The sequence below is a fragment of the Methanocorpusculum labreanum Z genome (assembly GCF_000015765.1).
GTDB lineage: Archaea > Halobacteriota > Methanomicrobia > Methanomicrobiales > Methanocorpusculaceae > Methanocorpusculum > Methanocorpusculum labreanum.
The window spans coordinates 1,113,987-1,136,399 of the sequence record NC_008942.1; the positions used below are offsets into that span (position 1 = coordinate 1,113,987).

The window sequence follows — 22,413 nt, forward strand, 5'->3', positions numbered from 1 at the left end:
TCACTCATCTTATTTTTGCACGGGCGTGAGGATGCAGAAATCTTTGCATGCCCACACCTTTCCGGATCTGTTTTTGTCTTGGATGCGGGTGGTATTGAGGATACGCGATGCCGATAGTTAGTAGAACCATTCCTGCATACTGGATCCATGATACTGTTTCGCCAAGAAAAAGCACGGCGCAGATGATGGATGCCGGCAGTTCCGATGAACTGAGGATCGTTGTTGCTCCAGTCGAGATCCTCGGTGCGGCTATCGCGAAGAGGCACATCGGGAGAATACACCCAATCGATCCCAGAATGATTCCATACTGCCAAATGCCGGTGACGAACGTGCCCTGCATGAAGTAGGCGGGGGTAAAGAGGAATGTCAGGAGCAGGAGAGCGCAGCTGAGAATAAGAAAACTTCTGTTCAACGGATGCATTCCAATCTCGAACCGGCCGAGCATGAACATATACATTGCATACAGAAGAGCGGAAAGAAGTCCAAAGATCACACCAGACGGGTCAAGCGGCCCGTCCAGTCCGGCAAAACCCGCCGCAAGGAAGGTGCCGATCACGAGAATAACAACCGCGAGAATCATCTTCGGCTCCGGAAGCCGCTGTTCGGTTATTGCCTGAATCAAAACCCCCATCCAGGTAAACTGAAAGAGAAGAATCACCGAGATGTATGCAGGAACGCTCTGCAGAGAAAGACAATACGTCACGGTAACAAGAGAGATGCAGGTTCCGGCAAGTGCAAGACCTGGTATGCGGCGCAGGAGGGGACGGGGATTTTTTGCAGGAATGGTCTGTTGTTTTCGAATCAAGCGAAGAAGGAAAAGACCAACAAAGATAACGAACAGTATCAGCCATCCGTAAAAATACTGACTCATGACCACATCCGTCCAGGAATAGCCGGCAGCATACGCTAGTTTTATTGTGGGCGATGAAGGTCCGTAACAACAGCCGCCAAGGAAGACAAGGAGGGGAAATATGAGCAGACGAAGGTCCATTTCAGTCCCTTATTATTTGCTGTTCACATGGATTAAACCAGCAGGTGATGCAAAATAATTACGAAATATGCCGTCGTAACGAGCTTTTTTCGAGCTGTAAAAGAGATTTTTTGATTTCAAGGTCCGGTGAGAAACCGCCAAGACTTCCGTCGGATGAGATGACCCGATGGCACGGGACAATTAAAGGTGTGGGGTTTCGTGCCATAGCATTTCCGACCACCCGCGGGTGTGTTTCTGCTGCCTTGGCAATCTCGCCGTAACTTTGCGTTTCTCCGTATGGGATCCTTGATACGGCACGATAGATTTCTGCATATGTCCCATCACCACCCAGAGCCGCAGAGGTCAGCGGAGCAAAGCCGGTCCCTTTTCCCGCAAGAAATCGGGTGAACTCTATCGGAACCGGCCCGTCCGGTGCCGTTCTCATGAACCTGACCCGGTGGACTACCATATCGTCATAATCGACAGCGACCTTCCAGAGTCCGAAACTACAGGCGCCCTGACGCATCACGTCCCCACTTTTCAAGCTTACTTTTTACCGTGTCCACATCGCATTCCATAAGTTCATCCTGCATCCAGGGAGATAAACCGCCGAAAATCTCGCCTTCAAGGAATCTTTGGTCGCCGAGAATCAAAACACCCCGGTCGTTTTCGGTTCGAAGGACACGACCGAGGGCCTGCATAGATTTGTTGATCGCAGGAAGCGTGTAGGCGATGAACTCTCCTTCGGCCCCAAACTTGCGCCGGTAATAACTGTTGACCATCCGACGAACGGGGGTGAACGGAGCGAGCGGGAGACCTATCACGAGGGCCGCGGTCAGTTGATCGCCCCGGTAATCCAGACCTTCGCTCCATTTCCCGCCGCAGACGGCGAAAAGTATCCCGGATTTATGTTTTCCCGGGAGCGAGATGAACTCCTTCAGCGCTTCGTTTGCCTCGTCTGATTCACGCGGCTCAATGAATACCTGTTTGTTTCGAATCTTGCTTACGCATGCTTCGGCAAAACGGTTCTGCAACTGATAGGAAGGGAAGTAGACCGCGATGTTTCCTGGGAGTTTGGCAAAGGCAAGAATATACTCCACAATTGCCTGAGTGTTCTCGGCGTTCTGGCGTTTGGAAAATGCCGTGGTGATGTCCCGGGTCCCAAGAACCAGGCGGTTTTCTTTGGGAAACGAGTTGGCAAGCGAGAGGGTTTTGACAGGCATGCTGCCGAAGTAGTATTTCCTGTAGGAATCGACCGGCGACAGCGTTCCGCTGATCAGAATGGTTGCTGCATGTTTGGAGACGAGCTCTTGGAGCCGATCGGCCGGATCGATGTTTCTGACCTCAAGCGTGATGGTCTCGGCGTCTTTGGTGTAAACGGTCAGAAACGACGGGTCGGTGGAAGAGCGGTAGAGCCGGATCAAAAATTCGCAGAGTTTTTCGATCGCCGATTCGCGGTAGTCGCCCCGTTCGATGCCGCGTTCGCGCATAGCCTCTTTGATGGAAATGATATCTTCGAGCATCGCCTCGGGTTTTCCATACAGAGAACCTTTGATGATGAACCGGTTGAAGATCTGCGGGTCAAACCAGTCCTCTGCCTCGTTCGAACGCTGGAGCCCGTCGATGAACTCGGCAATTCTCGGGAGGATATGGCGGACCGCTTCGGAACCGCGGACCTTATCGCGGAGTGAAGCGACTTCGTTTGCCGCGGCTTCGATGTCGGTGTCCCGTATCCGAATGCTCTGGATCGTCTGAATGACGTCGCCTAAGTTGTGGGCTTCATCAAGGAGGAGCATGACGTTGTGCTCCTCGCACTGAAGATTGACGTACAGCTGCTCTCTGATATCGTCGTTGAAGAGGTGATAGTAGTTACAGATGATCACATCAGCTCCCTTGGCGGCCGAGAGCATGAGGTCGTAGGGACAGACCTTGCCCGCGAAATTCAGAAGTTCGTTTGGTCGGACGATCTGTTTCTGAGCAATATCGGATTTGCGTCTGAGTTCCGGGGAAGGGATCATGCGCCGCCCGCCCTCTTCGCTCTGGACAAAGACCCGGCTGTTGACGAAGTAGGGACAAATGAGAGGATGTTCCCGATCCTGCTTTCTGATCTGCTCGAGAATCTGTTTGTCGGTTGCCGGATCGAATGAACCGCGGTCTGCCCTCTGCTGCATAAGTGCCGAGGTGAATGCTTTGACGCCTTCGCATCTTCGGTAGACATCCCCGTATCCTCCGAGAGGGCACATGTTTCCCTTTCCAATAAGGTAAACGAATTTAAGGGTCGGCTGTTTTTTCTGCCTGATGAGGTCGAGTTCCCGAATGAAGATCTGGAGCTGGGATATGGTTCTGACGGCGACGAGGATCTTTCGTCCGTTGGCTTTAGCAAGGAGACTTGCGATCACGCTGGATTTCCCGCTGCCGGTCGGTGCGTCAATTAAGAGGATGCCGTTTTCTTCGGCGGTTTTTTCTACCTCTTCGAGCATTTCCTTTTGGTTTTTCCGGTAGGTTTGATAGGGAAAAAAGTCAGCTGTGTCTGCCATTCGTAATGTATTATTTGTCTGGACCCAAATCTATTAAGCATGCCTCTTTCGACCCAGACCAAAGATCAGATACTCGCACTTCTCGCAAAGGTGGAGGTATGTTCTCTTGAGGGAAGTTTTGCCGGATCCGAGAAGATCATCGCGCCTGACATCACTGTATTTGCGCCGGGTCTGGATCATCACGGACGCGAGGGTTTGTCTCTTGGCCCGCTGAAATTTGGCGGGATGGAAGTGAAGGGCGAGGGAGTTATCGCCTGGGTGTCGGGCGAATGTATATACTGTAAAACTGCCAGGCGTTTTACGGCAGTGCTTAGAGGAACGGGGCATGCCTGGGAGCTTGTTCTGCTGCATATCGCGTGAGATTTTAAAAAAGTCCCCAAACTCAAATATTAATACATACACGGCTCTATCCTGAATCATCAGAAGAGGGACAGACATGAAGGATCATAAAAAAGCAGCGTTTGTGTGTTCGGTGATAGGCACGGTTTTACTGTGGATCCCTATCGCTTTAACGCTAGTGACCGGTGTCGTCGGATCAATTTTCGCCGGAAAACTGCTGATGGATTATCTGATGCCTGCTGAACTGTTTTTCCTTGTTTTGGCTGGATGGATCCTGCTGATCGTTGGTTCAGTATTTTCAGGGAAATGGAAAATCCCGGTGGTAATCACCGGAGTGGCCACATTAATACTGCTTTTCGGAGCTCAGATACTTGCTGTCGTGAGCGGGCTTGCCTCAGGTGTAGTCCCGGCCGAGGGTATGATCTGGTATCTGGTTCTTGGGATGCTCATCCTGTATGATCTGCTTGTGATCGTTTTGGGTATTCTCGGCATACGTCTTTCGTATGTTGTAAAAATGGGGAGATGAATTTAACACAACGTTAAATGAAGACAGTCAATCTCTTTTGAAATGATCTGCTTAAAACCCGCAGACCTCTTTAATCAGTGCCGCCGCCTCAATATCCCTCGGTCCCCCGCACTTTCGAACGATTCCCAGATGATACTCGATCAGTTCACGAAGCTCTGGATCATGATTCATCACATACCGTGTTGCATGGACCGTCGCATCGATCACCGAATTAAAGCCCCGGTTCACCGGCCGCATCTCATCACGGCAGTACTCAGATCCCACCGGTTCAAGCTCCACAAAATACGCATCCTTCGTCTCGTTGACGATCTGGGCGGTAAACGCCATCCATGCATCAGCATCGCGAAGCAGCTGCATGACCATCTCACCGACAAACACCTTTCTCAGATCCGACTTTGCCACGTCGGAAAACGCATACAGAGGATAGAGATACGAGTCACTCACGAAGTTCGCCGTTACCCAGCCGTACTTTTCCACATTCTCCGCCGTCTTCGACCCCTTGAAAAGGATCATCTTCGGTGCCTGACCGGACCGCACGATGATCCCGATAGGGGCCGCATTATCCTTAGTGACCGCGATCACTTCGGTGATCCCTTCGCCTAACAGTCCCACTGCCACCCCTCCAGAAGTGCGGTGAATATCCCCGCGATGCAGATGTCCGCAAGGGAACCCGGATTCACCCCGCCGAGGATACACTCCTCGTCGAACCTGCTCAGTGAAAGTCCGCCGGCACGAACCAGCTGAGCACGTTCCATCACGGAAACCGCCCTGGCATACCCGAACTTCTTTGCAATAAACGTATCCGGATACGCGGCCATAAGGCGCAGAAACATCTCCTGGATCTGATCGGCCCCGTCCTTTTCTTTGAGGATATCGGCGGCTTTCCGGGTCAGGGCAAATCCGTTCGTCCATTCGCGGGCGACCATATCGGTCTCGCTCGAATACCTCATCACATCGAGCATGGTCATCTGCTTCTCGCGAAGCATCGTGATCGAAGCGGGATCATTGACATCCATCTCATCCTCCCTGTTGACCCGAACTTGGGTTTTCCCGAAAGCCTGATAAAAACGAACGGCGTCTTCGACCGTTGTTCGAAGAACGGCCTCGCACGCCCCGGCGATGCCTTTGCCTTTGATAAGCGGCAGAAGAAGAATGAACGCCCCAAAATGCGTATTCCCTCCCGTATGGCCGTTCGTATGCTCGACGGCCGCATACATCGCTTCACCAAGCGTCATCTGCGGAACGCGTTCAAAAACGTCGCGGGCAAGTACCGCCGATGCCAGAAAATGCCGGAACTTCGTATCCTCGTAATCATGGAACCGGTCGATATTTCCCGGTTTGATATTGGCGCTCACCTCAAGGAGCATCGAAAGTTCGGCGGTTTCGGCAAGAGACAGCTTAGACATTTTCAAAGATTTTCTTCACGATCTTCTCAGAAAGCGTACGTTTCAGAGCCATATATTCATTCATCGGGAGATCGATCGACTTCAGCGTCATATCCCGGAACATACAGGGGGTCGAAGACTTACAGCAGTAGGCAAGACTGCCGAAACAGGTGTGGCTGCCCATGGAAAGAGGAGTCTCGGCAGTCATTTCCTTTTTCAATGCGAGATACTCCTCCCGGCTCATCCCAAGCGACTCGAGAGAGGGAAGAAGCGGGCACTGTTTCACCGGCATGCAGCAGAACGTGAGCGAACGGAGATCTCCTCCGCGGCACAGCTGTTTGGGGGCATTATACCAGCCGATCTCTTCGGCGACCGCCCGGATATACCGGTCAAGTGTCTGAAGAACGCTGAGACTTGCACTTCGTGCGACCGAGACGAGATCGGCCCCGTGGGCAAAATAGTCCATCATTTTGTCGGGACTGGAAACACCGTTGTTTGCGATGATGATTAAGGGGCAGCTGTTTCGAATCTGTCTGATCTTCGTGTGTCCGGTATCCATCAGATCGACATGGAGAATCGAAGCTCCGGCTTTCCAGAGCATGCGTGCAAGCTGGCGGTCATCAACCACGCCGGCACGGGTCTTGACGGAGACGGTCATGCCTTCGGCTGCAAGCGCAGAAACGATGGCACAGAGTTTCTCAGGATTGTGAAGGAGATACTCTCCGCATCCTGCGTCGATCATGGGCTGCTGACGGCAGTGGGCATCGATCTCGTATATTACAGAAGGTCCAAACCGTTTTGCGGCAGAAACGAATGCTTCCGGCGTCGCCCCTCTCAGATTGAGACCGATGATGATATCCGCCCCTTCCAGAATGTCGATCTCGGTTGCTATTTCGTCGAAATCGGCATTGAACTCGGTCCGGCCCGCTGCTTCCATAGCAACAGAGGCTTTCCTGCTTGGTTCATCTGTATTGTATCCGCCAATAAAAGCAACACCGGCATGTTTACTGCGGGCAAGAACAAACTCCGCATCGGTTATTCCGGCCATTGAAGCGATCACGATGGGGGTTTTGACAGGCCTTCCGTTTATTGATATGAATCTTGTAGCTGCCGTCATGAATTTTATATTATTTGGTTTTCACTCCTAATTACTCTGATGGATTGAGACAGGAAAGACGGTACCCGCCAGAGACCCGTTCGAGCGGAATGCATCTTCTAAACTCCTCAATAGATATCCCGGGGGATGTTTCGAAAAACTCCAGAACTTTCGTCCAGGGCATAAGATATGCTTCGTTTTTTGCACCCTGGCCCCGGAACTCGACCGCGAGATAGCCGCGGCGGCCGGTGTATTTGACGAACCCGGAGATGTTGTCGACCTGATGCACCCCGTCCTTGTCTTTATGGAAGTTGCTGGTAAAGTAGAGCCGTTTTCCGTTCAGGGATTTGCACTCGATCGCGAGATAATAGGCAGGATCCAGCGAGTCGACGATGATGTCCACATACTGCGTGTTGAAGTGAGACTGTTTGAGCCGGTAGGCAAACCCTTTCATCCTGTTTTCGGTGAAGAACCGGTTCATGCAGACGACCATCTCCCGCTCGAAGTCGTTACTCATCTGATGTATGATTTTGTACTCAAGAGTGATGAATCTGGCGACCAAAACGCGGGCCAAGCGTCATTATTAATGTCTGTCAGATCAAATGTACAAGCACATACCTCAAAGGAACATATTATGGGAAACTACACGATTGTTCAGGCACGAGCCTTATCGGAGGCCGTATTCGAGATGTGGATCCATGCACCTCAGGTCGCACGCCATGCAAAGGCCGGCCAGTTTTGTATCATCCACGCTGACGGAGCGGGAGAACGGGTTCCTTTGACTATCTCCGCAACAAACGGAGACAATATCAGGATCGCTTTCATGGCTGTAGGAACGACGACGAAACTGCTCGCAACCCTGAAAACGGGTGACGAACTCCGTGATGTGGCGGGCCCACTTGGGATGCCAAGCGACATCACCGAAGGTCCTGAGACCGTTATCATCGTCGGAGGAGGAGTCGGTGTTGCCTGTACACCGATCCTTGCCCAGGCGGCAAAGGACGCCGGCAACTATGTCATCGGCATCATCGGGGCAAGAAACCGGGATCTTCTGATCTTCGAGGACGATATGCGGGCGATCTGCGATGAACTTTATGTAACGACGGATGACGGTTCATACGGGATCAAAGGGTTCGCAAGCGGCCCCTTAAAAGATCTCTGCGAATCAGGGCGCAAAATCGACAAGGTCTGGATCATCGGCCCGGGCATGATGATGAAGGTCACCAGCGAAGTGACCCGTCCCTTCGGCATCAAGACTTATGTTTCCCTCAACCCGGTGATGGTGGACGGAACCGGGATGTGCGGGAGCTGCAGAGTGACCGTCGGCGGCGAGATGAAGTTCGCCTGTGTAGACGGACCCGAGTTCGATGCGCACGAAGTTGACTGGAACGATCTTATGACCAGACAGAGAATGTACCTTGCCGAAGAGAAACAGTCGATGGATTTCCGTGAAGAACATCATGAATGCCGCTGCAGGAAGGTGGAGTAAATGGACCGCGATGCAGATCTCAGAGTAGCCGACTTTGAAGAAGTGGATCTCGGACTCACCAAAGAGCAGGTCATTGCCGAGGCAAAACGGTGTATCCAGTGTAAAAAACCGAAATGCATCAGCGGATGCCCGGTCGGAATCGACATTCCGGCATTCATCCAGGCGATCGCCGATGAAAAGCTCCAGGATGCCGTGGACATCATCAAAAAAGACAACATGCTTCCTGCCGTCTGCGGACGGGTCTGCCCGCAGGAAACCCAGTGTCAGGGAGTCTGTGTCCTCGGCATAAAGGGCACGCCGATCGCGATCGGTCAGCTCGAAAGGTACGTTGCCGACATCGAACGAAAGAAGGGAGCGAAGTGCCCGAAGTGCGCCCAGCCGACCAATAAAAAAGTGGCGGTCGTCGGCTCGGGTCCGGCAGGTCTTGCCTGTGCAGCCGAGCTTGCACGCCGCGGTCATTCGGTGACGATCTTCGAATCCCTGCATGAGGCGGGAGGCGTGCTGATGTACGGTATCCCGGCGTTCCGTATGCCCAAAGACATCGTCCAGTACGAGATCAATCAGGTGAAAAAGCTCGGTGTCGAGATCAAAACGAACCATATCGTCGGTCGGTCGGTCTCGGTCGAAGAGCTTCTCTCCTACAGCGCCGTTTTCCTTGGAACAGGCGCCGGCCTGCCGTACTTCATGGGCATTCAGGGAGAGAATCTGCCCGGCGTGTACTCGGCAAACGAGTTCCTTACCCGCGTGAATCTGATGGGAGCAAACAAGTTCCCTGAAAACGACACCCCGGTAAAAGTCGGCAAAAAAGTGGTCGTCGTCGGCGGCGGGAACGTCGCGATGGATGCGGCGCGTGTCGCCCGGCGTATGGGCGCAGACGTAACGCTGATGTACCGCAGAGGCGAGGCAGATATGCCGGCAAGACTCGATGAGGTCCGTCATGCAAAGGAGGAAGGTGTCTTCTTCATGACCGCGACCAACCCGATCGCGATCCTCGGCGAGAACAACGCCGTCTCCGGCGTCAAGGCCATCAAAATGGAACTCGGCACGCCCGGAGACGACGGACGCTGCTCCTTCTATCCCGTAGAAGGAAGCGAGTTCGTGGTCGAGGCGGATGTCGTGATCGAAGCAATCGGTCAGGGACCAAACCCGCTTCTCCTCAGAATGCTGCCCGAACTTACCAGAAACAGAAACGGCAGCGTTGCCGTGAACTGTCTTGGCGAAACGAGCATTCAAAAAGTCTACGCCGGCGGGGATGTTGCAACCGGCGCGGCCACCGTGATTCTCGCAATGGGGACCGCGAAAGAAGCGGCCGTCGCGATCGATAAAAAGCTGAGAACCTAAATTCTCAGGCTTTGTTCTTTTTTTCAGATTAATGAAGGGTTTATCGTCCTCTGAGAGCCATTCTTCATAACGGGACTGGAAAACGCCCAAGACATCATACGAATACCTTTTGGGTACTTCAGTTCAACAATTATACCGTAATCGTGTCAGATAATACTGCCAAAAAAAACGTTGCACGCCTCTCCATACTCTCGAATGCATTTCTTACGATAGCTAAGCTGATCGTCGGCCTCAGCATAGGATCGGTCAGTATAATATCCGAGGCCATTCACTCGGGAATGGACCTGTTCGCCTCATTCATCGCCTACTTCTCCGTTCGAAAATCCGCGATGCCTCCTGACACCGACCATGCGTTCGGTCACGGCAAATATGAAGACGCATCGGGTCTCATCGAAGCTCTGCTGATCATCCTTGCAGCAGGCATCATCATCTGGGAAGCGGTGACCAAACTGATTTACGGAGGCGACACCCTCTCTACCAATCTTCTCTTCATCGGTATGATCGTGATGGGAGTTTCAGCCTGTCTGAACTTCTTCGTGTCGCAGAAACTGATGAAAGTAGCTAAAGCGACGGATTCCATCGCCCTTGAAAGTGATGCCTGGCATTTACGGACTGATGTCTTCACCTCGGTCGGGGTCGTGGCCGGACTTATTCTGATCAGGATCACCGGACTCACGTTCCTCGATTCGGTCATCGCCATACTCGTTGCGCTGCTGATCCTGCGTGAAGCATATTCACTCATCCGGCGCTCGTTCAGCGATCTCATGGATCAGAGTCTCGATGAAGAAGAAGTTGAAAAGATATGCGAGATCATCTGCAGACATCAGGATGAATATACCAACTATCACAGTCTCAAAACGCGAAAAGCCGGACCCGACAAGTTCGTCGAGTTCCATCTCATGATGCCGCATGCAACACCCCTTTCAGATGCTCACAAGGTTTTGCAGGAGGTCGAGGATGAACTCAAAGCAGAGATCCCGCGGGTCACGGTGATCGTGCACCTCGACCCCTGCGACGGAAGATGTAACCGCGATACATGCACGTTCTTCTGCCGCAGAAAAACGTGAGCCGAACGGGTCGGCTCACCTGAGAAACATATGCAGGAATCTTCCTGCCATACTTCTTTTCATTTCGATCGCGTGATACTGGCACATCTCATGACAGCAGTAGCATCGTATGCATTTTCTATGGTCGAAGGACGCTTTTTGTCCTTTCATCGCGGCGGCTCCCACTGGGCATATCCTCACGCACTGCCCGCAGCCCACGCATATCTCCTTTTTTACAACAGGAGCGGGAGCATAATACTTCCCCATCGTCTGGAACCTGCGCAGTACATTTCGCCGGAACCAGGTATTTCGTGAAGGAGAACTGTATGTCGAAGGCAGCACAAAATCGGTGAGCGGAATAATAGCATCGCCGGCCGTTACGACGCTTTCCGGATCCACGAGACCGCGGGCGGCGGCAGCCGCTGTTGTTGGGATCCGCAGAGGATCCATAGAGATGAGTCTTTGTGCGGTGACGTCCAGCGTATACACCGACTTTGATGCAAGAATATAGCCGACGTGTCTTGGATCGCCGCTCATCGGCCCGCTCCCCTCCATGCCGACGACCGCATCCATTACAACAAAATCTGGCCGGATCAGTTCGTTTAAGTCCACCAGCATCTCGGAAAAATCAGCAGGATCCGGAAACCTGGAATGAAACACCGGTTTGTCGAGTCCAGGCACGACTCCAAACGTATTTTTCACCGCACCGGAATACTGAGTGAACATGTGGGTCTTTAATTTACAGACCGATATGATGACATCGGCTTCGCACGCCTGATCGATGACCGTGAAATGTTTCATCACCTTTCCTTCGGGAAATGCACGGTCTTGGGATCCCGTTTCGTTTGACAAAGTGATGCCCAGATCACCCGCGATACGGGTGATCCCGCATTTCTGATAGACGCGTTTCATCACGCGGGGCGTATATAATATTCCCGCCCCGGAACTGTCGGCAATCAATGGAACGCCGCCTGCTTCCAGAACCAGTTTCCCAACGGCATAGAGTACTTCAGGCTGTGTACTTACCGCCTTTTCATATCCGGCATCCGAGAGAAGATTTGGTTTGAGAAGTACCTTCTTTCCTGCTAGCGGGGGGAGTCCGCCGGCAGCTTCGATCGCGTTCTCCACTGCCCGACAGACCTCTTCCCGATCGTATGAACTGCATTTTGCAGAACCGGTGATCTGGTTCATGAATTATGAATTCTATTACACGGGAGTGATAAAAAGGGTATTCAATGAGATCATTGCTGGCTGATCTCTTCCAGGGGCACGCGTTTGCCGGTCTGGAGATAATACACCTTTTCAGCCATTCTGCAGGCATGATCGCCGCAGCGTTCCAGATACCTGTTCACGAGATGGCAGGCGCTCCCAAAGGGGATCGTCATACTGCCGCCTTCCATCGCCGTTACGATCTCTTTGTAGAGGGAGGCATACAGCGTATCGATCTCGCCTTCGATATCTGCACAACCCTGCAGGCGGGAAACGTCTCCTGACTCGAACGCTGTATACACTTCATTGAGGATCGAGACGGTGGCCTCGCCTTCTCTATGAAGGGCCGGCGGGATCTTATCGGGGACGCTTGCAGCGACTAACTCAGTAATGTCTTTTGCATAACGGCCGATCCTTTCTGAAGAGGTAACGATGTCCATGCAGCTTGAGATCATGCGCAGATCCTTTGCCATCGGCTGGTTCAGGGCTATCAAAAGAAGACCCCGTTCATTCAGCATCTCGTACTGATTGTTCACATACTCCTTCTGCCGGATGATATCGGCGGCGATCATGAGATCGGCCGACTCATATGCCAGCAGGGAGTTTTTCAGCATGGTAAGGGCAAATCTCCCATACCAGGTCACTTCGCTTTTGTATGAATCAAGTTCAACGTGGAAATAGGTGTTCATCCGAATCGTCCTGTAATATAGCGTTCTGTAAGCTCTTCGTGCGGGTTGGAAAAGATCGTCGTGGTCTTGTCTGCTTCGATCATTTTTCCCAGATACATGAATCCGGTGATGTCGCTTACCCGTGCAGCCTGCTGCATATTGTGGGTCACGATGATGACCGTATAATCCTTTTTCAGATCCATGATCAGATTCTCGATCTTTGCGGTGGCGATCGGGTCGAGAGCTGAGCAAGGTTCGTCCATAAGGATCACATCGGGATTTACGGCCAACGTTCGGGCGATGCATAATCTCTGCTGCTGGCCGCCGGAAAGTCCAAGGGCCGACTCATGCAGACGATCTTTTACTTCATCCCAGAGAACGGCGCCTTTCAGACTTTTTTCGACGACCGCGTCCAGCGTTTTTTTGTCCTTCTCTCCGTGGGCACGGGGGCCGTAGGCGATGTTGTCGTAGATGGATTTTGGAAACGGGTTTGGACGCTGGAAGACCATCCCGATCTTTCGCCGGAGAAGGACCGGATCGCTTGTCATTATGTTTTCCCCGCGGTACGATATGTCGCCGGTTATTTTACAGTCGGGAATCAGGTCGTTCATGCGGTTCATGCACCGAAGCAGCGTCGATTTCCCGCACCCGGATGGACCTATCAGTGCTGTTACGGATTTTTCCTCAAAGGAAAAATCGATATCATAGAGTGTCTGTTTCGATCCATAGGAAAGATTCAGGTTTTTTGTGGATAGAATGGATGTCATATTAATCTCTTCTGGAAACGTTTTCGAATCACGATCGCAACGAGGTATATCGCCATAACAAGGGATATAAGAACGACGGCGGTCCCATACTGCTGGGTTTGTGACCCGGGCACACTTGTTGCGAGGACATACAGATGGAAGGGAAGCGCCATCACCGGATCAAAGAGATCCATACTGATGAACCGTTTGGAAAACACCACTGCAGTGAACATGATCGGGGCTGTTTCGCCGGCTGCTCTTCCGATCGAAAGGATCGTTCCGGTAAGAATTCCGGGGGCCGCCGAGGGTAAGACCACATTTTTCAGGGTCTGCCATTTGGTCGCACCAAGTCCAAGCGATGCCTCCCGCAGAGAGTTTGGAACCGATTTGAGGGCTTCTTCTGTTGTTTTTATGATCGTTGGGAGGATCATCAAAGCAAGACAGACCATACCTGCAAGAAGACAGACACCCCATCCGAGGAATATAACAAGGAAGGCAAACCCGAACACGCCGAAAACGATTGACGGCGTGCCGGCAAGCAGATCGTTCCCTGTCCTAAGAAGGCGGGTCAGGATGTTATCTCTGGAGTATTCATGCAGATAGATCGCAGATCCGATTCCAATTGGGAGGGCTATAAGAATAGCGCCGCCGACCAGCTGGAGCGTTCCGATGATCGCAGGGAAAATCCCTCCTTCCAGTCCCATATTGCTCGGCGAAGTCGTCAGAAATTCCCACGAAATTGCCGGGATCCCGTTTATGAAAATGTTTCCAAGAATAAGGACCAGGATTCCGATAACGATGAACGTTCCCGCATAAATTAGGCCAAACGCTGTTCGCTCGATCGATTTGTGGGATAAAACTCCCCGAACGAAGAACAGTCCTCCGGCTATCGCCATCAGAACGATCGTCGGCAGGATCCCGATTGCATACATCAGGAAGCTGATGAGAAGTATCGCCCCGCAAAGCTTAAGGAATGTTTTGATTTTGGCAGGTACGCTGAAGACGGGTCTGCCGCTCTGGATCTTTTTTGTGATCCTGCCTGAGAGGAGGTTGATCAGAAGAGTGATCAACAGGAGCACAGCTGCAACGCCGAAGAGAGCGTAATAATGCATTGAGCCCGTCGCGACTTCGCCAAGCTCTATACCAAGCGTCGCCGTCAGCGTTCTGACCGGGGAGAGGACATCCCAAATTGGTGACGGAATCACTGCCGCATTTCCGGCGACCATCATCACGGCCATTGTTTCGCCGATCGCACGGCCGATTCCAAGAATCACCGCAGCCGAGATGCCCGATGCGGCGGCAGGTATCAGCACACGCGAAATGGTCTGCCATTTCGTGGCTCCAAGACCAAGCGACGCCTCTTTGTAATCCTTTGGAACCACATAGAGAGCATCTTCGGAGACGGATACGATCGTCGGCAGTGCCATGATTCCTAGAAGGATCGAGGCGGCAAGCCAGGAAAAACCGCTTGGAATATTCAAAGTACTCTGCAGGAAACTGCAGAGAACGACCATGCCGAAAAATCCGTAGACTACCGACGGGATTCCTGCAAGAAGTTCTATTGCCGGCTTGACGATATCACGGACCTTTTGCGGGGCAAGATAGGCAAGAAAAACGGCACTGATGATACCAAGAGGTACGGCAAAAATCATCGCTCCGAATGTTACCAGAAGCGTGTCGATAATAAGAGTGGCAATTCCATATGACGGAGTACTGCCTGTCGGATTCCAGACTGTATTAAAGAAAAATCCGGAGATACCAGTTTCAAAAAAAATCGGGAGAGAAGTCAGGACAAGGTATCCGAGAATGAACACCACTGCCGAGGCGGCGATCAGTGCGGCTGCCAGCCACACCGATTTGATACCTGTCTCTTTCCATCCCGCTGTAATCCTTACGTTCATGCGTTAACCGGAACAAAACCGTTTTCTGCGATGATCGTCTGACCTTCATCCGAGAGAATGAACTCAAGGAACTTCTTTGCAAGGCCGGTCGGTTCACCGTTCGTGATCATCAGAAGAGGACGGTTGATCGAGTAACTGCCGTTGATAACGTTCTCAACCGTCGGGGCAACGCCGGAGAGCGTAAATGCTTTGACGGAATCATCAACGAACTCGAGAGACACATAACCTATAGCTCCGGGTGTCTGGGCTACGGCCTGCTGCACGGCTCCGTTTGAACTGAACTCCTGCATGGTGCTTGCTGCATCCTCCTTCTTCAGAACAAACTCGGTAAAGAATTCCCGGGTGCCCGATGCACTGTCACGACCGATCAGGACAATTTTCATGTCGGCTCCGCCAAGTTCTTTCCAGTTTGTGATCTTTCCCTGATAAATGTCTTTGATCTGTTCAAGGGTCAGGTCCGAAACCGTGTTCGACGGGTGGGCGATCAGAGCGATTCCGTCTTTTGCAATGACGTATTCTTTCAGGTCGCTTCCTTCTTTTTCAGAGTCTTTGAGTTCACGCGAAAGCATGCCTATGTCAGCCGTGCCTTCTTTTGCTGCCGTCGCGCCGACGCTTGATCCGCCGCCGCTGACCTGGATGTCGGCAGTCGCGTGCTCATCCATGTAAATTTCTGCAACGGTTTGGGCGACCGGTAGAACGGTTGTGGATCCCGCTAAGGTAAGGGTCTCCGGTTCTTCTCCTTGGCTTACACAGCCGGAAGCAAACACAAGGAACACAGCAAAAAGAATTGCCGCAGCTCCAACAATACTCATGGTCTTTCGTTTCATAACCATAACTGAATAGGAAACTGTCGGGTATAGTGATATTCGACATAGATTGAGGAAATTATGATTTAACTATACGCACTCATAATTTCAATTGAACTATGATGTCTCTATAGTTTTTTCATAGAAGTTAAATACCGTGCCGGCGAATATACTATAAATGGAAATCCGGAAAGTTCAGATGACGGGCGGGTCATCCTATGTATTGTCTCTTCCAAAAGGATGGATACGTGAGAGAAATATTCAGAAAAACGATCCCCTCGGCGTGGTTTCACAGGCAGACGGAACCCTGCTTATCACACCGAATCTGCATTACGACAGCACGTCAAGGACGAAGGAGTTCGGTCTTAAGGATTATCCTGATCCGACGACGCTTCTTAGATCCCTTATCGGCGCATACATATCCGGATTCACGACGATAAAAATCACATCAGCCGGCAGGATCCCGCCAAAGGTGCGTATGGTCGTTCGCAAATTCTCCCAGATGACGATCGGGCAGGAAGTTTCGGAAGAGGCTGACAACAGTATCGTTCTCAAAGACATCCTGAACCCAACAGAGATGCCGTTTGAAAATACCATTCGCAGGATGTACGTGATCGTGAAAGGTATGCACGAGGATGCAATGAATGCTCTCGAGCAGGGAAGACTCGATCTCGCCGAAGACGTTATTGCAAGAGACACGGATGTCGACCGCCTTCACTGGCTGGTCCACCGCCAGTTTTCCCTGATCGTCGATAATCCATCACTCTCTTTAAAGATGGGGATCACTCCAGGGATCGCTGCGACCTACTACCAGATTTCCCGGATCATCGAACGGGTCGGGGACCACACGGTTCTCATTGCCGAGGCGGCCGCGACCCTTATCGAAAAAGGCGTTGACCGGACGCTCGTTGCGAAACTGACGGGCCTGAGCGAGTTTTCCCTGAACATCTTCAATAAAAGCATACAGGCTATCTACTCTGGCAGCATTCCGGGAGCAAACAAGATCATCACCGAAGTGGAAGAGATGGAAGCGGCGTATCACGGCCTGGCGGACTCGATTCGTAAAATGCGGGTCCCCGAGGCAGTGGCAGTCACGCAGATCACCCAAAGCCTTCACCGAATTACCGAATACAGTTCCGATATCGCCGAGATCCTGATCAACCGCATGGTCTCGCAGTAAATATGCTGGTCACCGATCTTCGGACCCGTTTCCGGGAAGAGGGAATCACCCCCTCTCTTGTTGCGGATTTCCAGCGTCATGTCATGGAGTTTTACGCAGCGAAAGGCAGGCATGATATGGAATGGCGGCATACGAGCGACCCGTATAAAATCGTCGTCTCCGAGATCATGCTCCAGCAGACTCAGGTCCCGCGGGTCGCAGTGATCTTTCCAAAGTTCATCGAACGGTTTCCCGATTTTATTGCGCTTGCAAAAGCGGAGCAGACCGATGTTCTCGCCGCATGGCAGGGAATGGGCTATAACCGCCGGGCTTTGAATCTCCAGAAACTTGCCGGCGTTATCGTGAATGAATACAACGGCACGGTGCCTGAGGATCCGCTCGTCCTGAAGAATCTCCCGGGAATAGGGCCTGCCACATCCTGTTCGATCGCAGCATTCGCCTTCAACCGGCCTGTCGTATTCATCGAAACGAACATAAGAAGAGTGTTCATCCATTACTTTTTCGAAGACGACCAAGTCGTGGACGACAGAGAACTGCTGCCACTCGTTGCGGCCATGCTTCCCGAGTATTCCCGTGAATGGTACTGGGCTTTGATGGATCTTGGAACGGCGCTGAAAGCATCGGTGCAGAACCCGAATCAGCGAAGCCGTCATTACACGAAACAGAAGACCTTCGAAGGCTCCGACCGGAAGATACGAGGCAATGTTTTGAAAAAAATGCTCGAACAAAAAAACGGTGACCCGGAGATGTTTGCAAAAGAGATGACTGAGGATCCGTCACGAGTCAGGAGGATCATGGATAAAATGACGGCCGAAGGGTTTTTCGTGAGAGAAGAGACTGGGACATACCGGTTAAGTGATAAAAAAAGAAGAGAGGAATAATACTTCCCGCTTGTTTTCAGGACACGATTACAGCGTGCAGTACGGCGCAAGTTTTCGGATCAGATTTTCCACCTGAACGCCCGCAAGCCCGGCGTAGCTTTCGGGCTTGAGCAGTTTTGCGATCTCTTCAGCCGAGACATACTCAGTGACCTCCGGCTTTGCCGCAAGGATCTCGGCAAGCGGCATCTTTGCAGAAAGCGCCTCCATGCTTGCCTCGCGGATGGTCTCGTGCGCATCCTCGCGCTTCATCCCGCGTTTCGTCAGCTCGATCATCACCGACTCGGCAAGATTGATGCCGTGCAGATATCTGAGGTTTCGTTCGACCGCTTCCGTGTTGATGGTCAGATTTTCGATGACGCCCGTCATCACCTGCAGACAGTGATCGCACAGAATGCTGGTCTCGAGGAAGGTGATACGCTCGGCCGACGAGTTCGTCAGATCCCGTTCGTCCCAGAGCGTATTGTTCAAAAGAGCCGGCTCGACCATACTGCGGACGATCCGTGCAAGACCGCAGACCTGCTCGCTCTTGATCGGATTTCTTTTATGCGGCATCGTGGAAGATCCTACCTGCTTTTTGGAGAAGGACTCTTCGACCTCGCCGATCTCCGTCCGCTGCAGGGTCCTGACCTCAATTCCCACTTTGTCCAGCGTCGTTGCGATGTTTGCGAGCAGGAAGATGTACTCGGCATACCGGTCGCGTGAGATGACCTGGGACGAGACATCCACTGATCCAATGCCCAGATACTTCATCATCTCAGCCTGGACTTCAATGCCGTGTTCGCCCATGGCAGCCATCGTTCCAACCGCTCCGGTCATCTGCCCGACGACCACACGCGGCCGGCTCTCTCTTAGTCTTATGAGATGCCGTGAGACCTCGGACGCCCAGATCGCAAACCGAAGGCCGTAGGTCGTCGGCACACCCTGCTGACCGTGGGTCCGGGCAATGCAGATCAGATTTTTGGTCTCCTCGGCACGTTTCAACAACACACCCATCAGCGTTGATAGTTTTTTCTCTAAGAGATCATACGCCTCTTTGAGCTGAAGACCGGTCGCCGTATCCAGAATATCGTTCGAGGTGGCCCCGTAATGGATCCAGCGTCCCGCATCCCCGCAGACCTCCGAAATTGCCCGGGTTATTGCCATCGTATCGTGGCTGATCTCCGCCTCGATCTCTTTTGCACGGACGCGTGAAGCCGAAAGAGCGTTTTTCTCGATGATCGCCGCATCCTCCGCCGGGATCATCCCGACGACTCCCTGAGCATGGGCCAGAGCAACCTCGGCCCTGACAATGCAGGTAAACCGGTTGTCTTCACTCCACACACGTTTCATTTCAGGAGTTCCGTACCGGAAATCTATCGGATGTATTGCCATAGTAAAACTAGTATTGGTTTTCTTTGGTTATGAGTTTGTCCTGTAGAATAGAAACGCTGGGAATGTCCCCGGGGCAGTTCTTTTTCACCACGGAAAACAAATAGGTACGCATCGTGCCGCACGAATATAAGAAACCGCATTACCGAAAGAAGGCAGAAAAACCAGCACGCATACGTGGAGAGAAAAAACCGGTTCCGAAAAAGGAGCTCAAGCCTGGATACTATATCAAGGAAACCGACGACTTTGTGACTAAATTTCTCTACTGGTGTCCGGCATGCAATATCCCCCTCCTTGCAAAGACCTGTGCCTGCGGGAACGAGAGCATAAAGATCTCCCTTCAGCAGCCGTACGATGTCCGTCCGGCCCTGAAGGCCGATCATGACCTCATCTCTTCCCTCATCAAACAACGGTTCGGGGATGCGGTGACTCTCCCAAAGATCCTCGTTCTCAACAAAGCCGGAGGTCTCGACCGTAACGATCTCATCATCGCAAACGGCGTACGGTTTGCCTGGCTCTGGTTCGATCCGGTCGCACGAAAGTTCAATCTCGATCTCGAAGCCGAGGCGTTGCCCTATCTGATCGGCAAAGCCGAGAAGGGGATCATCGATCTCGAAAAGGACGCTCCCGGACTGCCTGAAGGAAGACTCGGCGGCAAAAAGGTCAAGGTCACTACGACCGGGATCTCTGACGGCGTCGTCATCCTGCGGTACAAAAATAAATACGGGACCGGCATTCTTAAAGACGGCTCGGTCAGAATAAAGGAACTCATCAGCGTTTCACCGATAAAATCCAAGGCAAACCCGTCGTGGGAGGACGCGGTCGAGAAGAACGCGTTCCACATCAAAAACATGGAGCGAAATGCCGTCCGCGAGATCAGACAGAATGCACCGCTCAAACCAAGGGTGAACTGTTCGTTCTCCGGCGGGAAAGACAGCACGGCCGTCTGGAACATCGCGAAAAAAGCCGGCGTGACCGAGGCGTTTTTCATAGATACCGGCCTCGAGTTCCCGGAAACGATTGATTTCGTCAAGTCACAGGACGTCGAACTCATCCAAAAGGCCGGGGACTTCTGGCAGGCAGTGGAAAAAGCCGGCCCTCCGGGAAAAGATCACCGGTGGTGCTGCAAACTCTTGAAACTCAACCCGCTGAAAGTCCATCTCAACGATACAGGAGAGTGTCTGACGATCCAGGGAAACCGCTGGTATGAATCATGGAGCCGGGCGTCGCTCGAAGCTCTCAGTCAGAATCCGACGAACCCTCTGCAGCTGAACCTCTCGCCGATCAGATCCTGGCGGGCTCTGGACGTTTTCTTCTATCTGTGGCTCCGCGAACTTCCCTACAATCCGCTTTACGAACGCGGGTATGAAAGAATCGGCTGCTATCTTTGTCCAGCGATGCTTGAGTCGGAACTTGAAACGCTTCGCGTTACCCACCCGGAGATGGCGGACCGCTGGCATGAGTTTCTTACCCGATGGGCGGAGGAACGCGGTCTCCCGCCCGAGTTCGTTACCTGGGGTCTCTGGCGCTGGAAGGAGCTGCCGCCGAAAATGCAGGAGCTCGTCAAAGAAGCGGGCCTCGATCTGACGGAGAAAAAAATCAGACGAAGTACGCCCGCCTCGGTCGCTCATCTTATGCCGGCCGGCAAAACAACAGACATCGTCGAAGACCGCGTTACGCAGGAGCCGGAGCCGGAAAAAACACCGGAACCTGACTGGGACGCACTTCGCGGCGAGTTTCCCATGATGGGGGATCTGATGTACTTCGACAACGGAGCGACGACCTGGTCGCCAGAGTGCGTTCTTGCGGCGACGGACGAATTTGAACGGGAGTATCGTGCAAACGTAGGACGCGGCGTTCACCGGCTGACGAGGATCGCGACACAGAAATACTGGCATGCTCACGAAAAGGTCGCCGAGTTCATCAACGGCTCTGCGGGAACGACCGTGTTTGTGAAAAACACCACCGAAGCGGTCAACACGATCGCCCGCGGTCTTTCGTTCAAGGAAGTGGACGTGATCGTAACGACGATCCTCGAGCACCACTCGAATCTTCTTCCCTGGCGGGCGCTCGAAGCAAAAGGAGTCACACTCCGCATCATCGGGCTCAACGATGATCTGACGCTGAATATGGATGAATTCGAAGCAGCGATGGATCCGTCTGTCCGGCTTGTTGCCGTGACCCATGCTTCGAACGTTACGGGGACGATCACGCCGATCGCTGAAATCTCACGGCTGTGCAAAAAATACGGCTCGCTGCTTGCGGTCGATGCAGCTCAGTCGGTCCCGCGAATGCCGGTCGATGTCGAGAAACTCGGCGTGGATTTCCTCTCTTTCTCAGGACACAAGATGTTTGGTCCCATGGGGACCGGCGTTCTCTGGATGAGGGAACCGATCCTTGAACCCCTGCTCCTTGGAGGCGGTATGGTCGAGAGCGTCACCGAAGACGGCTATGTGCCTGCCGAAGGGTATCATAAATATGAAGCCGGCACGCCCAACGTATCAGGCGGTATCGGCCTTGGGGCCGCCGTCGAATTTCTTTCCGGCATCGTTATGGACCATATCGAAGCCCATGAACGAAAACTCACCGATATGCTGATCGACGGACTTGCCGCGATCCCCGGCGTTACCCTGTACTGCTGTCGAGATAAAACTCAGCGTATCGGCGTTGTCTCCTTCACGGTCGAAGGCTTTGCGCCCCACGAAATCGCCGAGTGGCTGGATGACGAACACGGAATCGAGATCAGATCGGGTCTCCACTGCGCCGAGCCGCTTATGCAGTATCTTTCTGCAGAAAAAGGAACGGCACGTGCGTGCATCTCTTTCTATAATACCGAAAGCGAAGTGAACACATTTATTGCCGTGATCAGGGAACTGACCGGCAATTAAATATTCATAAAAAAAGGGGCGGCAGAGATTTTTCTCT

General features: G+C 52.5%; 21 protein-coding genes. 8 read left to right on the forward strand and 13 right to left on the reverse strand.

What is annotated here, in order from left to right:
* Positions 1 to 4 precede the first annotated feature (4 nt).
* From MLAB_RS05825 to MLAB_RS05835, 3 genes are read right to left on the reverse strand one after another with little or no spacing between them, the layout of a single operon-like run.
* Complete coding sequence (locus MLAB_RS05825) at positions 5 to 991, reverse strand: EamA family transporter (RefSeq protein ID WP_011833474.1); 987 nt, start codon at positions 989 to 991, stop codon at positions 5 to 7.
* Between the two features lie 58 nt (positions 992 to 1,049).
* Positions 1,050 to 1,496 (reverse strand): methylated-DNA--[protein]-cysteine S-methyltransferase, encoded by a 447-nt coding sequence (locus MLAB_RS05830; protein WP_011833475.1) that lies wholly within the window; start codon positions 1,494 to 1,496, stop codon positions 1,050 to 1,052.
* On the reverse strand, positions 1,477 to 3,507 hold the full coding sequence (locus MLAB_RS05835; protein WP_011833476.1) for an ATP-dependent DNA helicase: 2,031 nt from the start codon (positions 3,505 to 3,507) through the stop codon (positions 1,477 to 1,479). The genes MLAB_RS05830 and MLAB_RS05835 overlap by 20 nt, the downstream gene beginning before the upstream one ends.
* A 39-nt stretch (positions 3,508 to 3,546) precedes the next feature.
* On the opposite strand from MLAB_RS05835, the gene MLAB_RS05840 reads away from it, so the two are divergent.
* Both MLAB_RS05840 and MLAB_RS05845 read left to right on the forward strand, forming a co-directional pair.
* On the forward strand, positions 3,547 to 3,867 hold the full coding sequence (locus MLAB_RS05840; protein WP_011833477.1) for a hypothetical protein: 321 nt from the start codon (positions 3,547 to 3,549) through the stop codon (positions 3,865 to 3,867).
* A gap of 76 nt (positions 3,868 to 3,943) precedes the next feature.
* Positions 3,944 to 4,372 carry a hypothetical protein gene (locus MLAB_RS05845; RefSeq protein ID WP_011833478.1) on the forward strand — a complete coding sequence of 143 codons (429 nt, stop codon included), beginning with the start codon at positions 3,944 to 3,946 and terminating at the stop codon, positions 4,370 to 4,372.
* Between the two features lie 51 nt (positions 4,373 to 4,423).
* On the opposite strand, the gene MLAB_RS05850 is transcribed toward MLAB_RS05845, so the two are convergent.
* The 4 genes from MLAB_RS05850 to MLAB_RS05865 are packed head-to-tail and all read right to left on the reverse strand — an operon-like array spanning position 4,424 to position 7,370.
* The gene (locus MLAB_RS05850; protein WP_048062067.1) at positions 4,424 to 4,984 is read right to left on the reverse strand and encodes a DUF447 domain-containing protein; all 561 of its coding nucleotides are present in this window, start codon (positions 4,982 to 4,984) and stop codon (positions 4,424 to 4,426) included.
* Positions 4,972 to 5,778, reverse strand: coding sequence for a triphosphoribosyl-dephospho-CoA synthase (locus MLAB_RS05855; protein WP_011833480.1), 807 nt, complete (start codon positions 5,776 to 5,778; stop codon positions 4,972 to 4,974). Before MLAB_RS05855 ends, MLAB_RS05850 begins: the two co-directional genes overlap by 13 nt.
* Complete coding sequence (locus tag MLAB_RS05860; protein ID WP_011833481.1) at positions 5,771 to 6,874, reverse strand: methanogenesis marker 9 domain-containing protein; 1,104 nt, start codon at positions 6,872 to 6,874, stop codon at positions 5,771 to 5,773. The genes MLAB_RS05855 and MLAB_RS05860 overlap by 8 nt, the downstream gene beginning before the upstream one ends.
* A 31-nt stretch (positions 6,875 to 6,905) precedes the next feature.
* Positions 6,906 to 7,370, reverse strand: coding sequence for a hypothetical protein (locus MLAB_RS05865; RefSeq protein ID WP_011833482.1), 465 nt, complete (start codon positions 7,368 to 7,370; stop codon positions 6,906 to 6,908).
* 117 nt (positions 7,371 to 7,487) lie between these two features.
* Here MLAB_RS05865 and MLAB_RS05870 point away from each other — a divergent pair, with 117 nt between their 5' ends.
* From MLAB_RS05870 to MLAB_RS05880, 3 genes are all read left to right on the forward strand, one after another.
* The gene (locus tag MLAB_RS05870; protein ID WP_011833483.1) at positions 7,488 to 8,342 is read left to right on the forward strand and encodes a sulfide/dihydroorotate dehydrogenase-like FAD/NAD-binding protein; all 855 of its coding nucleotides are present in this window, start codon (positions 7,488 to 7,490) and stop codon (positions 8,340 to 8,342) included.
* Positions 8,343 to 9,683, forward strand: a complete 1,341-nt coding sequence (gene gltA / locus MLAB_RS05875; RefSeq protein WP_011833484.1) for an NADPH-dependent glutamate synthase — start codon at positions 8,343 to 8,345, stop codon at positions 9,681 to 9,683.
* Between the two features lie 143 nt (positions 9,684 to 9,826).
* On the forward strand, positions 9,827 to 10,750 hold the full coding sequence (locus MLAB_RS05880; protein ID WP_011833485.1) for a cation diffusion facilitator family transporter: 924 nt from the start codon (positions 9,827 to 9,829) through the stop codon (positions 10,748 to 10,750).
* Between the two features lie 15 nt (positions 10,751 to 10,765).
* Here MLAB_RS05880 and MLAB_RS05885 read toward each other — a convergent pair whose 3' ends face one another.
* The 5 genes from MLAB_RS05885 to MLAB_RS05905 are packed head-to-tail and all read right to left on the reverse strand — an operon-like array spanning position 10,766 to position 16,080.
* Positions 10,766 to 11,920 carry a DUF362 domain-containing protein gene (locus MLAB_RS05885; RefSeq protein ID WP_011833486.1) on the reverse strand — a complete coding sequence of 385 codons (1,155 nt, stop codon included), beginning with the start codon at positions 11,918 to 11,920 and terminating at the stop codon, positions 10,766 to 10,768.
* Positions 11,921 to 11,970: 50 nt separating this feature from the next.
* Positions 11,971 to 12,627, reverse strand: coding sequence for a phosphate signaling complex protein PhoU (gene phoU, locus MLAB_RS05890; protein WP_011833487.1), 657 nt, complete (start codon positions 12,625 to 12,627; stop codon positions 11,971 to 11,973).
* Positions 12,624 to 13,373, reverse strand: a complete 750-nt coding sequence (pstB, locus tag MLAB_RS05895; RefSeq protein ID WP_011833488.1) for a phosphate ABC transporter ATP-binding protein PstB — start codon at positions 13,371 to 13,373, stop codon at positions 12,624 to 12,626. Before pstB ends, phoU begins: the two co-directional genes overlap by 4 nt.
* Positions 13,370 to 15,253 carry a phosphate ABC transporter permease PstA gene (pstA, locus tag MLAB_RS05900; RefSeq protein WP_011833489.1) on the reverse strand — a complete coding sequence of 628 codons (1,884 nt, stop codon included), beginning with the start codon at positions 15,251 to 15,253 and terminating at the stop codon, positions 13,370 to 13,372. Before pstA ends, pstB begins: the two co-directional genes overlap by 4 nt.
* Positions 15,250 to 16,080 (reverse strand): phosphate ABC transporter substrate-binding protein, encoded by an 831-nt coding sequence (locus MLAB_RS05905; RefSeq protein WP_245525961.1) that lies wholly within the window; start codon positions 16,078 to 16,080, stop codon positions 15,250 to 15,252. Before MLAB_RS05905 ends, pstA begins: the two co-directional genes overlap by 4 nt.
* A 157-nt stretch (positions 16,081 to 16,237) precedes the next feature.
* Between MLAB_RS05905 and MLAB_RS05910 the strand changes: the two genes are divergently transcribed.
* Together MLAB_RS05910 and MLAB_RS05915 are read left to right on the forward strand one after the other, a co-directional pair.
* Positions 16,238 to 17,239 (forward strand): phosphate uptake regulator PhoU, encoded by a 1,002-nt coding sequence (locus tag MLAB_RS05910; protein ID WP_011833491.1) that lies wholly within the window; start codon positions 16,238 to 16,240, stop codon positions 17,237 to 17,239.
* 2 nt (positions 17,240 to 17,241) lie between these two features.
* Positions 17,242 to 18,120, forward strand: a complete 879-nt coding sequence (locus tag MLAB_RS05915; RefSeq protein WP_011833492.1) for an endonuclease III — start codon at positions 17,242 to 17,244, stop codon at positions 18,118 to 18,120.
* Positions 18,121 to 18,147: 27 nt separating this feature from the next.
* On the opposite strand, the gene purB is transcribed toward MLAB_RS05915, so the two are convergent.
* Positions 18,148 to 19,491 carry an adenylosuccinate lyase gene (gene purB / locus MLAB_RS05920; protein WP_011833493.1) on the reverse strand — a complete coding sequence of 448 codons (1,344 nt, stop codon included), beginning with the start codon at positions 19,489 to 19,491 and terminating at the stop codon, positions 18,148 to 18,150.
* Positions 19,492 to 19,604: 113 nt separating this feature from the next.
* Between purB and MLAB_RS05925 the strand changes: the two genes are divergently transcribed.
* The gene (locus MLAB_RS05925) at positions 19,605 to 22,376 is read left to right on the forward strand and encodes an aminotransferase class V-fold PLP-dependent enzyme (protein WP_245525962.1); all 2,772 of its coding nucleotides are present in this window, start codon (positions 19,605 to 19,607) and stop codon (positions 22,374 to 22,376) included.
* The last annotated feature ends 37 nt before the right edge of the window (positions 22,377 to 22,413 follow it).

Coding starts and splice junctions, on each gene's coding strand:
- MLAB_RS05855 (WP_011833480.1), bottom strand. CDS start 5,778: ATGTCTAAGCTGTCTCTTGCCGAAACCGCCGAACTTTCGATGCTCCTT.
- pstA (WP_011833489.1), bottom strand. CDS start 15,253: ATGAACGTAAGGATTACAGCGGGATGGAAAGAGACAGGTATCAAATCG.
- MLAB_RS05845 (WP_011833478.1), top strand. CDS start 3,944: ATGAAGGATCATAAAAAAGCAGCGTTTGTGTGTTCGGTGATAGGCACG.
- phoU (WP_011833487.1), bottom strand. CDS start 12,627: ATGAACACCTATTTCCACGTTGAACTTGATTCATACAAAAGCGAAGTG.
- MLAB_RS05860 (WP_011833481.1), bottom strand. CDS start 6,874: ATGACGGCAGCTACAAGATTCATATCAATAAACGGAAGGCCTGTCAAA.
- purB (WP_011833493.1), bottom strand. CDS start 19,491: ATGGCAATACATCCGATAGATTTCCGGTACGGAACTCCTGAAATGAAA.
- MLAB_RS05825 (WP_011833474.1), bottom strand. CDS start 991: ATGGACCTTCGTCTGCTCATATTTCCCCTCCTTGTCTTCCTTGGCGGC.
- MLAB_RS05830 (WP_011833475.1), bottom strand. CDS start 1,496: ATGCGTCAGGGCGCCTGTAGTTTCGGACTCTGGAAGGTCGCTGTCGAT.
- MLAB_RS05910 (WP_011833491.1), top strand. CDS start 16,238: ATGGAAATCCGGAAAGTTCAGATGACGGGCGGGTCATCCTATGTATTG.
- MLAB_RS05885 (WP_011833486.1), bottom strand. CDS start 11,920: ATGAACCAGATCACCGGTTCTGCAAAATGCAGTTCATACGATCGGGAA.
- MLAB_RS05840 (WP_011833477.1), top strand. CDS start 3,547: ATGCCTCTTTCGACCCAGACCAAAGATCAGATACTCGCACTTCTCGCA.
- MLAB_RS05835 (WP_011833476.1), bottom strand. CDS start 3,507: ATGGCAGACACAGCTGACTTTTTTCCCTATCAAACCTACCGGAAAAAC.
- MLAB_RS05915 (WP_011833492.1), top strand. CDS start 17,242: ATGCTGGTCACCGATCTTCGGACCCGTTTCCGGGAAGAGGGAATCACC.
- pstB (WP_011833488.1), bottom strand. CDS start 13,373: ATGACATCCATTCTATCCACAAAAAACCTGAATCTTTCCTATGGATCG.
- MLAB_RS05905 (WP_245525961.1), bottom strand. CDS start 16,080: ATGAAACGAAAGACCATGAGTATTGTTGGAGCTGCGGCAATTCTTTTT.
- MLAB_RS05870 (WP_011833483.1), top strand. CDS start 7,488: ATGGGAAACTACACGATTGTTCAGGCACGAGCCTTATCGGAGGCCGTA.
- gltA (WP_011833484.1), top strand. CDS start 8,343: ATGGACCGCGATGCAGATCTCAGAGTAGCCGACTTTGAAGAAGTGGAT.
- MLAB_RS05865 (WP_011833482.1), bottom strand. CDS start 7,370: ATGAGTAACGACTTCGAGCGGGAGATGGTCGTCTGCATGAACCGGTTC.